General features: G+C 69.2%; 15 protein-coding genes. 11 read left to right on the forward strand and 4 right to left on the reverse strand.

Annotation, left to right across the window (positions count from 1 at the left end; genetic code table 11):
• Positions 1-35 precede the first annotated feature (35 nt).
• Genes FB547_RS00730 through FB547_RS00745 form a run of 4 tightly spaced genes read left to right on the forward strand, consistent with a single transcriptional unit; the run spans position 36 to position 3,329 of the window.
• The gene (locus FB547_RS00730; protein ID WP_021004792.1) at positions 36-908 is read left to right on the forward strand and encodes a branched-chain amino acid ABC transporter permease; all 873 of its coding nucleotides are present in this window, start codon (positions 36-38) and stop codon (positions 906-908) included.
• Positions 905-1,879 carry a branched-chain amino acid ABC transporter permease gene (locus tag FB547_RS00735; RefSeq protein WP_145738799.1) on the forward strand — a complete coding sequence of 325 codons (975 nt, stop codon included), beginning with the start codon at positions 905-907 and terminating at the stop codon, positions 1,877-1,879. The genes FB547_RS00730 and FB547_RS00735 overlap by 4 nt, the downstream gene beginning before the upstream one ends.
• Entirely contained in the window at positions 1,876-2,625 is a 750-nt protein-coding gene (locus tag FB547_RS00740) for an ABC transporter ATP-binding protein (protein WP_145738801.1), read from the forward strand. Before FB547_RS00735 ends, FB547_RS00740 begins: the two co-directional genes overlap by 4 nt.
• Positions 2,626-2,627: 2 nt before the next feature.
• Positions 2,628-3,329 carry an ABC transporter ATP-binding protein gene (locus FB547_RS00745; RefSeq protein ID WP_124960284.1) on the forward strand — a complete coding sequence of 234 codons (702 nt, stop codon included), beginning with the start codon at positions 2,628-2,630 and terminating at the stop codon, positions 3,327-3,329.
• A gap of 6 nt (positions 3,330-3,335) precedes the next feature.
• Here the strand turns inward: FB547_RS00745 and FB547_RS00750 are convergent, their stop codons facing one another.
• On the reverse strand, positions 3,336-4,247 hold the full coding sequence (locus tag FB547_RS00750) for a LysR family transcriptional regulator (RefSeq protein ID WP_145738803.1): 912 nt from the start codon (positions 4,245-4,247) through the stop codon (positions 3,336-3,338).
• A gap of 108 nt (positions 4,248-4,355) precedes the next feature.
• On the opposite strand from FB547_RS00750, the gene FB547_RS00755 reads away from it, so the two are divergent.
• The 3 genes from FB547_RS00755 to FB547_RS00765 all read left to right on the forward strand — a co-directional run bounded on the left by FB547_RS00755 (position 4,356) and on the right by FB547_RS00765 (position 7,424).
• Positions 4,356-5,096, forward strand: coding sequence for an SDR family NAD(P)-dependent oxidoreductase (locus tag FB547_RS00755; RefSeq protein WP_145738805.1), 741 nt, complete (start codon positions 4,356-4,358; stop codon positions 5,094-5,096).
• A 10-nt stretch (positions 5,097-5,106) separates the two neighbouring features.
• Positions 5,107-5,349, forward strand: coding sequence for a tautomerase family protein (locus FB547_RS00760; protein WP_145738807.1), 243 nt, complete (start codon positions 5,107-5,109; stop codon positions 5,347-5,349).
• A 143-nt stretch (positions 5,350-5,492) separates the two neighbouring features.
• On the forward strand, positions 5,493-7,424 hold the full coding sequence (locus FB547_RS00765; protein WP_145738809.1) for a sigma-54-dependent Fis family transcriptional regulator: 1,932 nt from the start codon (positions 5,493-5,495) through the stop codon (positions 7,422-7,424).
• On the opposite strand, the gene FB547_RS00770 is transcribed toward FB547_RS00765, so the two are convergent.
• Both FB547_RS00770 and FB547_RS00775 read right to left on the reverse strand, forming a co-directional pair.
• Positions 7,421-8,635 carry a glycosyltransferase gene (locus tag FB547_RS00770; protein ID WP_145738810.1) on the reverse strand — a complete coding sequence of 405 codons (1,215 nt, stop codon included), beginning with the start codon at positions 8,633-8,635 and terminating at the stop codon, positions 7,421-7,423. The two genes, FB547_RS00765 and FB547_RS00770, sit on opposite strands and share 4 nt — an antisense overlap.
• A complete protein-coding gene (locus FB547_RS00775; RefSeq protein WP_261380196.1) occupies positions 8,632-9,276 on the reverse strand; it encodes a TetR/AcrR family transcriptional regulator in 645 nt (214 codons plus the stop codon). Before FB547_RS00775 ends, FB547_RS00770 begins: the two co-directional genes overlap by 4 nt.
• Before the next feature lie 229 nt (positions 9,277-9,505).
• Between FB547_RS00775 and FB547_RS00780 the strand changes: the two genes are divergently transcribed.
• Entirely contained in the window at positions 9,506-11,308 is a 1,803-nt protein-coding gene (locus FB547_RS00780; protein WP_145738812.1) for an NAD(P)/FAD-dependent oxidoreductase, read from the forward strand.
• 9 nt (positions 11,309-11,317) lie between these two features.
• Here FB547_RS00780 and FB547_RS00785 read toward each other — a convergent pair whose 3' ends face one another.
• A complete protein-coding gene (locus FB547_RS00785; RefSeq protein ID WP_145738814.1) occupies positions 11,318-12,028 on the reverse strand; it encodes a Crp/Fnr family transcriptional regulator in 711 nt (236 codons plus the stop codon).
• 101 nt (positions 12,029-12,129) lie between these two features.
• Here FB547_RS00785 and FB547_RS00790 point away from each other — a divergent pair, with 101 nt between their 5' ends.
• From FB547_RS00790 to FB547_RS00800, 3 genes are read left to right on the forward strand one after another with little or no spacing between them, the layout of a single operon-like run.
• Positions 12,130-13,083, forward strand: coding sequence for a 3-keto-5-aminohexanoate cleavage protein (locus FB547_RS00790; RefSeq protein ID WP_261380197.1), 954 nt, complete (start codon positions 12,130-12,132; stop codon positions 13,081-13,083).
• A 40-nt stretch (positions 13,084-13,123) separates the two neighbouring features.
• Positions 13,124-14,116 (forward strand): Bug family tripartite tricarboxylate transporter substrate binding protein, encoded by a 993-nt coding sequence (locus tag FB547_RS00795; RefSeq protein WP_145738816.1) that lies wholly within the window; start codon positions 13,124-13,126, stop codon positions 14,114-14,116.
• Between the two features lie 10 nt (positions 14,117-14,126).
• Positions 14,127-15,068, forward strand: a complete 942-nt coding sequence (locus FB547_RS00800) for a 3-hydroxyacyl-CoA dehydrogenase NAD-binding domain-containing protein (protein ID WP_145738818.1) — start codon at positions 14,127-14,129, stop codon at positions 15,066-15,068.

The raw sequence follows: 15,068 nt of genomic DNA on the forward strand, positions 1-15,068 counted from the left end.
CACGCTCTCCAAGCCCCCTACCGGGATGACCTAACGTGGATTTCGGCACCTTCCTTGTCCAGTGCCTGAACTCGGTTCAGTACGGACTTCTTCTGTTCCTGGTGGCCTCGGGGCTCACGCTGATCTTCGGGATCATGGGCGTGATCAACCTTGCGCACGGCAGCTTCTACATGATCGGCGCGTACATGGCGTTCGCGCTCGCGCCGCTGTTCGGCGACCAGTTCCTCTTGATGCTGGTGGCCGGCGTGGTGCTGGCAGCCATCTTCGGCTACCTGCTCGAATGGGCCTTCTTCAGCTACCTCTACCAGCGCGACCACCTGCAGCAGGTGCTGATGACCTACGGGCTCATCCTGGTGTTCGAGGAGCTGCGCTCCATCCTCGTGGGCAACGACGTGCATGGCGTGAAGGTGCCGGCCTGGCTCGACGGCAGCTTCGCGCTCGGCAACGTCATGAGCTATCCGTGGTACCGGCTCTTCGCTTCGGCTGCCTGCATCGTGCTGGCGGTGGCGCTGTACTGGGTGGTCAACCGCACGCGGCTGGGCATGATGATCCGCGCAGGCGCGAGCAATCGCGACATGGTGCGCGGCCTGGGCATCGACGTGAAGCGGCTCTACCGCATCGTGTTCGCGGCCGGCGTGGCGCTCGCGGCGCTGGCCGGCATGATCGCGGCGCCGATGTCCTCGGTGTATCCGAACATGGGGGCGAGCGTGCTCATCATCTGCTTCGTGCTGGTGGTGATCGGCGGCATCGGCTCGATCACGGGCGCGCTCGTGGCCTCGCTGCTGGTGGGCTTCGTCGACACCTTCGGCAAGGTGTTCTTCGCGGACCTGAGCGGCATCGGCATCTACCTGCTGATGGCCATCGTGCTGATCTGGAAGCCCGAAGGGCTGATGGGGAGGCGGCCATGACGCAGGTCCACACTTCTTCCGTGCGGCGCGGCGCGTTTCTCGTGCCGGTGGCCTGCGCCATTGCGATCGGCGTGCTCGGCCCGATGATGGGCAACTACGTCTCGGACTTCGTGGTCAAGGTGATGATCCTGTCGATCTTCGCGCTGAGCCTCGAACTGCTGGTCGGCATGACGGGCCTCGTGAGCCTGGGCCATGCGGCGTTCTACGGCATCGGCGCCTACGTGACGGTGCTGGCCTCGGGCAACGAAGGCGGCAACCTCGCGCTGCTGCTGCCGCTGGCCATGGGCGCGGCGGCGCTCTATGCATTGTTCGTGGGCGCGCTGAGCCTGCGCACGCGCGGCGTGTACTTCATCATGGTGACGCTGGCCTTCGCGCAGATGGCCTTCTTCGTGTTCCACGACACCAAGGTGGGCGGCGGCAGCGACGGCATCTACATGTATGTGCGGCCGGCCATCGGCAAGCTCGACATGGAGAACCGCATGGTGCTGTTCTACGTGGTGCTCGCATCGCTGGTGTTCACCTACGGCTTGCTGGCGCTCGTTCGCCGCTCGCGCTTCGGCGCGGCGCTCGCGGGCATCCGCGTGAACGAGCAGCGCATGCGCGCGGCCGGTTTCCCGGTGTACGGCTACAAGCTCGCGGCCTTCGTGCTGGCCGGCGCGCTGGCCGGGCTCGCGGGCTTCCTGCTGGCCTCGCGCGACGGCGTGGTCAACCCCGAGCTGATGGCCTGGCACAACTCGGGCGAGGTGCTGCTGATGGTGATCCTCGGCGGCCTCGGCCACCTGCGCGGCGCGGTCATCGGCGCCATCGCGTTCACGCTGCTGAAGGAGATCTTCTCGACGCATGCGGTGATGGGGCCGCTCGCGGACCACTGGCAGCTGACGCTGGGCATCGCGATCATCGTGTTCGTGGCGTGGCTGCCCAAGGGGTTGATCGGGCTGGCAAAACGGCTCTCGCCGAAGGGGGCTGCATGACGACCGCACTGCTTTCCGTCGAAGGCCTCACGCGCCGCTTCGGCGGCCTCACCGCCGTCAACGCCATCACGCTCGACCTGCACGTGGGCGAAGTCCATGCGGTGATCGGCACCAACGGCGCAGGCAAGTCGACGCTGATCAACATGCTCTCGGGCGAGATCGAAGCCTCCGAAGGCCGCATCGCGCTCGACGGTGTCGACATCACGCGCCGCGCGCAGTGGCGCCGCGCACGTGCCGGCGTGGGCCGCAGCTACCAGCGCACCACCATCTTCCCGGAGTTCAGCGTGCACGAGAACTGCCGGCTCGCAGCGCAGGCCGCCACGGCGCGGCCCTGGACGGTGTGGCAGTCGTCAGGGCGCTGCGCGGCCAGCAATGCGGCGGCCGATGCGGCGCTCGAAGCCGCGGGCCTGTCGACCGAAGCCCTGCGCATCGCCGGCACGCTGAGCCATGGCGCGCAGCGCCAGCTCGAAGTGGCAATGTGCCTGGCCACCAAACCGCGCGTGCTGCTGCTCGACGAGCCGCTCGCGGGCATGGGCGCCGAGGAAACCGACCGCATGCTCACGCTGCTCGCGCGGCTGAAGGCCACGCACGCGATCCTGCTGGTGGAGCACGACATGGACGCGGTGTTCCGCATTGCCGACCGCATCACGGTGATGGTGAACGGCACGGTCATCGCGACCGGCGATCCGAAATCGATCCGCGAGAACCCCGAAGTGCGCACCGCCTACCTTGGAGAGGATCACTGACCATGCTCGTCGTCCGCGATCTCAACACCTACTACGGCAGCAGCCACATCCTGCGCGGCGTGCACGCCGGCATTCCGGCCGCCACCTCGGTCGGCCTGCTCGGGCGCAACGGCATGGGCAAGACCACGCTGATCCGCACGGTCATGGGTTACGTGCGCCCCGCCTCGGGCGAAGTGCAGGTCGACGGCCGCACCGTCACCGGCTGGCCGCCCGAGAAGATGGCGCGGCTCGGCATCGGCTACGTGCCCGAGGGCCGCGGCATCTTCCCGAACCTCTCGGTGCGCGAGAACCTCGTGATGAGCGAGCGCGCGGGCATCGACGGCCGCCGCGCCTGGACCTTCGACCGCGTGATGGCCACCTTTCCGCGCCTGGCCGAGCGGCTCTCGCACGGCGGCCAGCAGCTCTCGGGCGGCGAGCAGCAGATGCTCTCGATCGGCCGCGCGCTCATGACCAACCCGCGCCTGCTGATCCTCGACGAGGCCACCGAAGGCCTCGCGCCGCTGATCGTGGCCGAGATCTGGCGCGTGATCGGCGAGATCCGCGCGACCGGCATCGCCACGCTGATCGTGGACCGCGACTACCGCAAGGTGCTCGCGCATACCGACCTCGCGGTGGTGATGGAGAAGGGGCAGATCGTGCGGCATGGCGCGTCGGCCGACCTGCTGGCGGAGCCTCAGGCGCTCGAAGAATTGCTGGGCGTGTAAGGCGCTTCAGGCGGCCCGCTGCGCCATCAGGAAATCGATGAACACCCGCATGCGCAGCGGCACATGCCGCCCGTCCGGGTACAGCAGCGTGTAGGGCCGCGAGCGGCCCGCAAAGGGCTTGAGCACCTCGACGAGCGATCCGTCGGCGAGCTCTTTTTCCACCACGAAGCGGTAGGTCTGAAAGAGTCCGGCGTCGCTCCTGGCGAGCGTGACGCCGCCCAGCACGTCGTCGGAGCAGCTGTAGGCACTGTCCGCGAAGACTTCGCGGTCCTTGCCGTTCTCCTTGAAGAGCCATGAGATGCGGCGGCCGCTGCTGGGCAGCTCGAACTGGATGCACTCGTGCGCGGAAAGATCGTCCAGCGTGCGCGGCGTGCCGACCCTCCTCAGGTACTTGCGGCTGGCCACCACCACCAGTTGCGCATCCTCGAGGTGGCGCGCAATCAGCGTGGAGTCGGGCTGGGCGCGCACACGCACGGCCATGTCGTAGCCCTCTTCCACGAAGTCGATGTTCCGGTTGCTCAGGTGCACATGCAGCCGGATGTCGGGAAAGCGTTCGCGGAACGCGGGCAGCATCGGCAGGATGCGGTGATGGCCGTAGGTGGTCGGCACGCTGATGCGCAGCATGCCCGAGGGCTGCGCTTGCTGGCCCATGACCTCGCGCTCGGCCTCGGCGAGTTGCGCCAGCGCCTGGCGGCATTGCGCGAAGTAGGAGCGGCCCGCGTCGGTGAGCCGCACGCTGCGCGTGGTGCGCACGAAGAGGCGAAGCCCGAGCCGCTTTTCGAGCCGCGAGATCGAGCGGCTCACGGCCGCTGGCGTGACGCCGGCAGCGAGCGCCGCCGAGGTGAACCCGCCCGTCTCTGCTGCGAGGCAGAAGAGCTCGATGCTGCCCAGGAGGATGTCGCCGAACTGCCGCTGCATGGATTGATTACCTTGCGTATCAAGTGAAGTGCGAGTCTAGTGATTTATCTATTGCCGTGTCATCAATACAGTTCTCCCCACGTCATCAACTTCCTTTGGAGAACCGACATGCAGGACAACACATCCCCCACCGTGGTCATCACAGGCGCCTCGAGCGGCATCGGCCTGGGCCTCGCCGAGGCTTATCTGGCGCGCGGCTTCAACGTGGTCGCCAATGCGCGCACCGACGAGCGGCTCGCCGCCGCGGCGAGGCAGCTCGGCAGCCCTGCACGCTTTCTCGGCGTGGCTGGCGACATCGGCCAGCGCGACACCGCGCGGCAGCTCATCGACCGCGCCGTGGAGCGCTTCGGCCAGGTCGACGTGCTCATCAACAACGCGGGCATCTTCAATGCCAAGCCTTTCGTCGAGTACACCGAGGAAGAGCTGGACCGCATCGTGGCCACGAACATCAAGGGTTTCGTCTACGCCTCGCAAGCCGCTGCGGCGCACATGGTGCCGCGCCGCCAGGGCCATATCGTGAACATCACCGCGAGCCTCGCGCTGCAGCCGAACCTCAAGGTGCCGGCCCTGCTGCCGGTGCTGGTGAAGGGCGGCGTCAACGCCGCGACGCGCGCGCTGGCGCTCGAACTCTCGCCGCACAACGTCAAGGTGAATGCGGTGGCGCCCGGCATCGTCGACACGCCGCTGTACACGCCCGAGATGCACGGCTTTCTGAGCGGCCTGGCGCCCGCCGGCCGCATCGCGCAGGTGCGCGAGATCGCCGACGCGGTGCTCTACCTCACGAGCACCGACTTCACGACGGGCGTGGTGCTGCCGGTGGACGGCGGCATGAGCACGGGCACCTGGTAAGGAGCACACCATGCCTTTCATCAACCTGAAGATCACGCGCGACGGTGTCACGCGCGAACAGAAAACCCAGGTCATTGCCGAGTTCACGGAAACCCTCGAACGGGTGCTGAAGAAACCGCCCGAATGGACGCACGTCGTGATCGAGGAGATCGACACCGACGATTGGGGCTTCGCGGGACTGACGACCACCGAGTACCGCAAGCGGCCGGCCGGTGGTGCGAAACCGGGCAGTGAAGGAATTGCGCCGGATTGAGCGGCGCGCCCGCGACGCGAGGGGCGTAAAACCTCCGTTCCACCGGGTTTCACCTCTCACCCCGGGGCATGCGGCGGTCGAATGATGTGCGGCTGCACGCCCCATGGATCCCCGCGGAGGCCGTGCGCACCGCGAGGTTGAGCATGACTTCCCTGCAATCGCGTCACATCGACAACGTCTACTCGATCGCCACCGGCACGGCACTGGCCGATCCGGCGGCGAGCCTGGTCCACAAGTCGTGGGCGCGCTGCGTGCGCGAGCACGGCCTCGACCCGACGAAGCCCAGCCCCGCGCGCATCCTGCCGGCGCAGGAGCTGCGCGCGCACCAGCAGCAGCTGGAGCATTTTTTGCGCGCGGCGCGCGCCGGCATGGAAGACATCTACCGCCGCGTGGCGGACCTCGGCTACATGGTGCTGCTGACCGACGCCGAAGGCATCACGGTCGACTACATCGGCAATCCGGCCTGGGACGACCAGCTGCGCCGCGCCGGCCTCTACCTGGGCGCCGACTGGAACGAAGCCCATGCGGGCACCTGCGGCGTGGGCACCTGCCTGATCGAGCGCCAGCCGATGACCTGCCACCAGACCGAGCACTTCGATGCCACGCACATCGCGCTCACCTGCACGACGGCGCCGCTGTTCGACCACAGCGGCAAGCTCACGGCCATCCTCGACGTCTCGGCGCTGCGCTCGCCCGAGGCCCGGGAGAGCCAGCACCTCGTGCGGCACCTGGTGTCGATCTACGCGCGGATGATCGAGGACGCCGATTTCCTGCGCAGCTTCCGCGGCCACTGGATCCTGCGGCTGGGCACGGCCTACGGGCTGGTCGACGTGGCCGGCGAGCTGATGCTGGCCTTCGACGAGGGCGGCACGGTGGCCGGCGCCAACAGCGGTGCGCGGCAGGCCCTGGCCGAAAACCCGCTGGGCCGCGAGCTGTCGCAGCTGCTGCACATGCCGATGGACGCGATCTGGCGCCTGGGCAACGGCGGCGCATCGGCCATGCCTTTCGCGCACACCGTGCTGCTGCCGGGCGGCGGCGAATACCACGCCTCGCTGCTGGCGCCGCGCGTGCGGCGGGCGGCAGCACCAGCGCCTGGCACGGCCCGCCCCTCCGATCGCCTGCCGCCGCTCGCGCGCATCGCCGGCGACGACCCGGCCATGCAGCAGCTTCTCGCGCAGGCGCGCCGTCTGGTGGACCGCGGCATCCATGTGCTGGTCGAAGGCGAAACCGGCAGCGGCAAGGAAGTGCTGGCGCGCGCCATGCACGGCGCAAGCGCCCGCGCGGCGATGCCCTTCGTGGCGGTGAACTGCGCGGCCATTCCCGATTCGCTGATCGAGAGCGAACTCTTCGGCTACACGCCCGGCAGCTTCACCGGCGGCCGCGCCAAGGGCATGAAGGGGCTGATCGCGCAGGCCGACCGCGGCACGCTGTTCCTCGACGAGATCGGCGACATGCCGATGGCGCTGCAGACGCGGCTCTTGCGCGTGCTGTCCGAAGGCGAGGTGCTGCCGCTGGGGGCGGAATCGCCGCAGCGCGTGGACATCGCGGTGGTGGCGGCCACGCACCGCGACTTGTCGGCGCTGGTCGCGGCCGGGCGCTTTCGCGAGGACCTGTACTACCGCCTGTGCGGCGCGGTGCTGAAGCTGCCGCCGCTGCGCGCGCGGCGCGACCGGCGCTACCTGATCGAGGCGATGTTCCATGAAGAGGCGGCGGCGATGGGCTCGGCCGCGCGGCTATCGGAGGCCGCGATGCTGCGGCTGATGGCGCACGACTGGCCGGGCAACCTGCGCGAGTTGCGCAATGTGCTGCGGCTGGCACTGGCGCTCTGCACGGGGGCGAGCATCACGCCCGAGGAGTTGCGCCTGGCGCCGCATCGTCCGTCGCTCGACCGCGGGGACACATCACCCACGCCGGCAGAGGACGGCGACAGCGCCGCCGACGCCACGCGCCTGCTCGACGCGCTGCAGCGCCACCGCTGGCACGTGGCGCGGGCCGCACAGGCGCTCGGCATCAGCCGCGCCACGGCGTACCGCCACATGAAGCGCTTCGGCATCGTGGCGCCGCAGCGCGGCTAACGCCTCAGGATCTGCTCGACGGCGCGCACGGCCGTGCCCAGGCCGTCTTCCGCGCGCATGCGTTCGCCCAGCGCGCGGACCCGCGCGCGCACCTGCGGGTCATGCGCAAACGCGATGCCGCGCGCCAGATCACCGGCGCCGAACCGGGCACCCGCCACCGCGGGCGGTGCCACGCCCGCCTGCGCGAGATGATGCGCCCAGAACGCCTGGTCACCCGCGAAGGGCACGACCACCGAGGGCACGCCCGCGCGCGCGGCCGAGTGGCTGGTGCCCGAGCCGCCGTGGTGCACCACCAGCGCCATCTGCGGAAACAGCCAGTCGTGCGGGGTGTCGCCGATGGCGTGGAAGTTCGGTGGCAGCTGCCGCGCATCCAGGCCGCTCCATCCGGGATGCAGCACCGCGCGCCGGCCGGCCACGCCCTCGACGAGGGCCGCGAGCAGCCGCGCCTTGTCGAAGCCCGTCATGCTGCCGAAGCCGATGTAGACGGGTGCCTCGCCGGCCGCGAGAAAGTCGCGCAGCGCCGGCGGCGGCTGCCAGCCGGGCGCGGGCGCGAGCCACTGGCCGCACACGGCGGCGTTGGCGGGCCAGTCGGCCGGGCGCGGCAGCAGGCTCGGCGAGTAGCCGTAGAGCACGGGGTGCGTGGTCCACAGGCGGCGTCGCGGCGGCAGGCCGCAGACCTCGGCGCGCGCTGCATTCACGGCCGGCCGGAAGGCGCGCCAGAGCAGCCCGTTGACGAGATGGTGGCTCGCGCGGTTCAGGAAGCGCGGCACGCGCGCCGGCGGCAGGAAGGGCGAGGCGAATGCGGCCGTCGGCGTGAGCGGGAACATGCCCGCGCCAATGGCGGGCACGCCCAGCGCCTCGGCCGCCGACAGGCCCACGAAGGCCGCGAGCCCCGCGCAGACGACGGCGTCGCAGCCCTGCGCGGTCTCGATGGTCTGGCGCAGCCAGGACGTGGCGTTGGCATTGGCGATGTCCGCGAGCGCCTTCGCGGCCGCGGCCGGTTTGTCGCCCTGCGCGACGACGCTGCCGAGCGCCTCGCGCATGTCGCCGGCCAGCGCCTGCGAGCGCACGCCAAGCCGTTCGGCCGCGCCGAGCGTGGTGGCGTCCGCCAGCAGCACCGACGCATGGCCCGCGTCGTCCAGCGCGCGGCACAGCGCAGCGAGCGGCCGGGCGTCGCCCTCGGTGCCGTAGGTGAGCACGGCGAGTTTCATGAGGAGCGCCTCCTTGCAGGGGGTTTCGGCGCCGCGCGTGCGCCACGGGCGAAGAGGTCGACGACCACGGCGAACTCGTCGCGCAGCACCAGGCCGGGCAGCGTGAGCCAGCGCATCAGCGCGCCAAAGTACAGGTGGTGCAGCAGGCTCGCAAGGTGCGCGGCCGACACGTCGGTGCGCAGCGTGCCCGCCCGCTGGGCGGCGGCGATCAGCGCTTCGAACAGCCCCGACAGGTCGCGCGGCGTGCTGCGGTCGCCGCCGCCGAGTTCGCTCTCGATGTTGAGGAAGCGAAAGCGGAAGTAGTCGAGCAGGTAGGCCCGGTAGCGCTCGGACCACTCGGCCGACGCGTCGAGCAGGCTGGCGAGCTGCACCGCGAAATCCGCCTTCGGATCGACCGCCTCGTGCAGGCGCTGCACATCGGACACGAGCTCAAGGTGCACCCAGTGCGCCAGGATCGCTTCCTTGGTCGGAAAGTGGTTGTAGAGCGTGCCCTTGGCCACGTCCGCCCGCTGCGCGATCTGCTCCATGGTGGTCGCGTCGTAGCCCTGGGCTTCGAACAGGCGCATGGCGGTGGACGCAACGTGGTCAAGCGTCTGGGTGCGCCGGCGCTCGCGGCGGCCTGGGGGGTCGGGTTCTGTCACGGTGTGGGCCCTTGAATTTAAACGCCGTCCAATTTTATACGACGTTCAAATTCTCATGCGCTGTCTCAGTCTCGGTGAGACAGCAACAGGCGCCTGCGACAAAACCCCGGCCAGGCCCTTGATTCTTCGTCCCGTTCCGCACGGCACGAAAGCTGCGCCACGAATCCCGCGTGCGCCTTGCTGCGCCGCGATTCGATTCGACTCGTTCAACGACACACGGAGACATGCAATGACAGACCCGACCACCGCCCCCACCCGGGCCGCCGCCACCTGGCTCGCCGACTTCGCCGCCGCGCTCGCACGCGGCGACATCGACACGGCCGTCTCGCTGTTCGAGGCCGACAGCTACTGGCGCGACCTCGTCGCCTTCACCTGGAACATCCGCACGCAGGAAGGTGCCGATGCCATCCGCGCGATGCTGCAGGCGCGGCTGGCCGACACGCAGCCCGCGGCCTTCGCGCTGGAGGGCGAGGCGACCGAGGCCGATGGCGTGGTCGATGCCTGGTTCACCTTCGAGACGCGCGTGGCGCGCGGCCGCGGCCATCTTCGGCTGCGCGGCGGCAAGGCCTGGACGCTGCTCACCACCATGACCGAGCTCAAGGGCTTCGAGGAAAAAACCGGCGAGAACCGCATCAAGGGCGCGGAGCACGGCGTGCACAAGGGCCGCAAGAACTGGCTCGAGAAACGCCGCGACGAAGAGGCCGCGCTCGGCTACACCGAGCAGCCCGAGGTGGTGGTCATCGGCGGCGGCCAGGGCGGCATCGCGCTGGGCGCGCGGCTGCGCCGGCTGGGCGTGCCGACCATCATCGTGGAGCGCAACGCGAAGGCCGGCGACTCCTGGCGCAAGCGCTACAAGTCGCTGTGCCTGCACGACCCGGTCTGGTACGACCACCTGCCCTACATGCCCTTCCCGGACGACTGGCCGGTGTTCGCACCCAAGGACAAGATCGGCGACTGGCTCGAGATGTACACCAAGATCATGGAGCTCAACTACTGGAGCTCCACCAACGCGAAGAAGGCCCGCTTCGACGAAGCCACGCAGCGCTGGGAGGTGACGGTGGAGCGCGAAGGCAAGCAGGTCGTGCTGCGGCCGAAGCAGCTGGTGTTCGCACTCGGCGTCTCGGGCTACCCGAACGTGCCGAAGATCGCGGGCGCGGAGAACTTCAAGGGCGACCAGCACCATTCGAGCCAGCACCCCGGGCCCGAGGCCTATGCCGGCAAGAAGTGCGTGGTGCTGGGCTCGAACAACTCGGCGCACGACATCTGCGCGGCGCTGTGGGAGCACGGCGCGGACGTGACGATGATCCAGCGCTCGTCCACGCACATCGCGCCTTCGCAGTCGCTGATGGAGCTGGCGCTGGGCGGGCTCTACTCCGAGCAGGCCGTGAAGAACGGCATCGACCACCACAAGGGCGACCTGATCTTCGCCTCGGTGCCCTACAGGATCATGCACACCTTCCACATCCCGGTGTATGAGGAGATGAAGAAGCGCGACGCCGACCTGTATTCACGGCTGGAGAAGGCGGGCTTCCTGCTCGACTTCGGCGTCGACGGCTCGGGGCTCTTCATGAAGTACCTGCGGCGCGGCTCGGGCTACTACATCGACGTGGGTGCCTCCGAGCTGGTGGCCAACGGCAGCATCCACCTCAAGAGCGGTGTGAACATCGAGCGGGTGAACGAGCGCTCGGTCACGCTGACCGACGGCACCGAGCTGCCGGCCGACCTGCTGGTGTACGCCACCGGCTACGGCTCGATGAACGGCTGGCTGGCCGACCTGATCTCGCCCGAGATCGCCGACAAGGTCGGCAAGTGCTGGGGCCTGGGCTCCGGTACGCCGAAGGACCCGGGTCCCTGGGAAGGCGAGCTGCGCAACATGTGGAAGCCCACGCAGGTCGAGAACCTCTGGTTCCACGGCGGCAACCTGCACCAGTCGCGCCACTACTCGCAGTTCCTGGCGCTGCAGCTGAAGGCGCGCATGGAAGGCATCGACACGCCGGTGTACGAGCGCGCGCCGTCCTACCACACGCGCTGAGCGGGCGGCTCATTCACTGATGAAGCGGCGCAGCCCTTCGAGATCGACCACGGTGATGCCGCCGTATTCGATGCGAAGGAAGCCCGCTTCCCTCAGCCGGTTCAGCGCCGCGTTGCAGCGCTGGCGCGACACGCCCGAAAGATTGGCGATCTCCTCCTGCGAGGTCTGCAGGTGCAGCTCGCTGCCCGGATACAGCCACGGATGGAACAGCCCCGCCAGCGCGCGGGCCACCTGGCCGTCGGCGTCGAGCAGCCGGTGCGCCGCGTAGTTGCCCATGAACCAGTGCAGCCGCTCGTTGAGTTGCTGCAGCAGGAAATGATCGAAGCCGCGCTGCGTGCGGTGCAGCCACTCGAAGGTCTCCAGCGGCAATTGAGCCACGCGGCTGGGCCGCAGGGCAATGACGTCGGCCGAGCGCGGAGCGCCGCGCAGCAGCGTGCCTTCGCCGAACCAGCTGCCCACCGACAGCCCGCCGAAGGTGACCGAGCGGCCGTCGCTCGAGGTGATCGACCACTTGAGCAAGCCTTCGAGCGTGCCGTACCAGTGCAGCGGCGTATCGCCGCGCCGGCACAGCGCGGCGCCGGCCGCGACTTCGACCTCGCGGATCTCGTCGAGCACGCGTTCGCGCGCCGTTTCGTCGAGCAGCGGATACCAGGCCGAGCGCTGCAGCAACTGGGGAATCGTCAGCGATGCCGCCTTGAAGGCCGGCTTCGTCGTGGCCATGAAATGAAAGCTCCTGGGGCCCGGGTGCGTAAACCCTGAGCCCAAATGTCGTCGCAATGACTGAGTGTGCCTGCGCCGCCAAAAATAATAGCGCGCCCCTCATGAAAGAAGACACCCAGGAGATCCGGAGCATGTCGTCGAAGCGCAAAGTGATCGTGACCATCGCCCCCACCGGCGGCATGGCGCACAAGTCGCAGAACCCCCACCTTCCCACCCAGCCCGACGAGATCGCGGCCGACGTGCTGCGCTGCTGGAACGCCGGCGCGAGCGTGGCCGCCATCCATGCGCGCCGCCCCGATGACGGCGCGACCTGCGACGCGGACGTGTACCGCGACATCAACAGCCGAATCCGCAATGCCGGCTGCGACATCGTCATCAACAACTCGACCGGCGGCGGCGTGCACGGCGACATGGTGAAGCCACTGGCGGGCGATCGCTGGGAGATCGCCTGGGAAGAGCGCATCAAGGGCATGGACGCGGGCGCCGAGATGTGCACGCTCGACGCGACCACGCTGAACCTGAGCTTCGAGGGCAAGCAGATCCTGATGGACACGCCCATCACCCGCGGCCGCGAGCTCGCGGCCGGCATGAAGGCGCGCGGCATCAAGCCCGAGTGGGAGGTGTTCAGCCCCACGCACATCCTGCAGGACACCACCACGCTGATCGAGGAAGGCCATGACGACGAGCCCTACTTCATCAACCTGGTGATGAACGTGCACCGCAATTTCCAGAATGCGATGCCGTATTCGCCCCGCTTCCTGCAGATGATGGTCGACACCCTGCCGCGCGGCAGCATCTTCGGCGTGAGCGGCATCGGCACCTCGCAGCTGGAAGCCAACGTGGCGGCGCTGCTGCTGGGCGGCCATGCGCGCGTGGGGCTCGAAGACAACCTCTACTTCCGCCACGGCGAGCTGGCCACCAACGTGCAGCTCACCGAACGCATCGTGCGCGTCATCCATGAGCTCGACATGGAAGTGGCCACGCCGGCCGAAGCAAGGCAGATGATGGGGCTGCCGCGCAGAAGCGGCCCGCGCCCCGAATTCGCGCCGCGCTGAAGCGGCCGTTCACCCCGCCAGAACATCGAAGGAGACATCCATGAACACCCGCCGCCGCTTCCTCCACACCCTGGGCGCAGCCACTGCGCTGGGCGCCCTCTCGCCGCTGGCCGCGCTGGCCCAGGCGCTCGAGCAGGTCAAGATCTACTACGGCTTCCCGGCCGGCAGCGCCGGCGACAGCGTGGCGCGCCGCGTGGGCGAAAAGCTCGCGGGCTCGGCCTACTGCCGCAACGCGGCCGTGGTCGAGAACAAGCCGGGCGCCGGCGGACGCATCGCGCTGGAAACGCTCAAGAGCGCGCCGGCCGACGGCAGCGTGCTGGCGCTGTCGCCCTTCTCGTGCACCTCGATCTATCCGCACATCTACAGCAAGCTCAGCTACGACCCGGGCAAGGACTTCGTGCCGGTGTCGATCGCCGCCGTCATGCACCATGGCCTCGCGGTCGGCCCGCTGGTGCCGCCCGAGGTGCGCACGGTGAAGGACTTCCTCGCCTGGGCCAAGGCCAACCCGAACCAGGCCAGCTACGGCTCGCCCGCGGCCGGCTCGACGCCGCACTTCATCGGCGCGCTGCTGGGCCTCCACAACGGCGTCGATCTCAAGCACGTGCCCTACCGCGGCTCCATTCCCGGCGTGACCGACGTGGTGGGCGGACAGATCGCCGCCATGGTCACGCCCAGCGGCGACTTCATTCCCAACCACAAGGCCGGCAAGCTGCGGCTGCTCGCCACCTCGGGCAAGGCGCGCTCGCCCTTCTCGCCCGAGGTGCCGACCTTCGCCGAGCAGGGCTTCGCCGAGCTGACCACCGAGGAATGGTTCGGCTTCTACGCGCCGGCCCGGACGCCAGCCAGCGTGGTGGCAGCGGCCAATGCGGCGATCAACGCGGCCATCAAGGAAAAGGTGGCGACGGACAGCCTGGCCGTGGTCGGCCTGATCGCCCAGGGCTCCACCGCCGAAGAGATGGCGCGCTCTCAGCGGGCCGAGGTCGAGCGCTGGGGCCCGCTGGTCAAGAAGATCGGCTTCACGGCGGACTCCTGAGGCGATGCAGATGGAACCGACTCCGAAACGCGTGGCGGTGGTCGCCACCGGCGTCATCGGCGCCAGCTGGGCCGCCTACTTCCTCGCGCGCGGCCTCGACGTGGAGGCCACCGACCCCTCGCCCGATGCCGAGGCGCGGCTGCGCGCGGCCGTGGCTGCGCACTGGCCCACGCTCGAACGCTTCGGCGTGGCCAGCGGCGCCTCGGCCGGGCGGCTGCGCTTCCACGCGCGGCTCGAGGATGCGGTGGCCCAGGCCGACTTCGTCCAGGAAAGCGGCCCCGAGCGGCTGGATTTCAAGGTCGACCTGTTCCGGCGCATGGACGAGGCCGCGCCGGCCCACGCGATCCTGGCGTCGAGCTCCTCGGGGCTCGCGATCAGCGCCGTGCAGGCCGAGTGCAAGCACCCGGAGCGCGTGGTGCTGGGCCATCCCTTCAACCCGCCGCACCTGATCCCGCTGGTGGAGGTGGTCGGCGGCGCGCGCACCTCGGACCAGACCATCGAACGCACGATGGCCTTCTATGCCGCCATCGGCAAGCGGCCGATCCACGTGAAGCGCGAGGTCAAGGGCCACATCGCGAACCGGCTGCAGGCTGCGCTCTGGCGCGAGGCCTTCCACCTGGTCGATGAAGGCGTGGCGAGCGTGGCCGACATCGACACCGCCATTGCGCACGGCCCCGGCCTGCGCTGGGCGGTGATGGGGCCGTTCATGAACCTGCATCTTTCAGGCGGCGCGGGCGGCATCGAACACGTGCTCGCGCACCTGGGCGGGCCGATCGAGGACTGGTGGAAAGACCTGGGCGCGCCGTCGATGACGGAAGAACTCAAGCAGAAGGTGGCCGAAGGCGTGGCCGAGGAACTGGGCGCGCGGCGCGTGGCCGAGCTGGAGGCCGCGCGCGACATCCTGCTGTTGAACCTGATTCGCGCGAAGTCCGAAACCGGCAGACTCGATTGA

This window comes from Variovorax beijingensis (genome assembly GCF_007828835.1).
GTDB lineage: Bacteria > Pseudomonadota > Gammaproteobacteria > Burkholderiales > Burkholderiaceae_C > Variovorax > Variovorax beijingensis_A.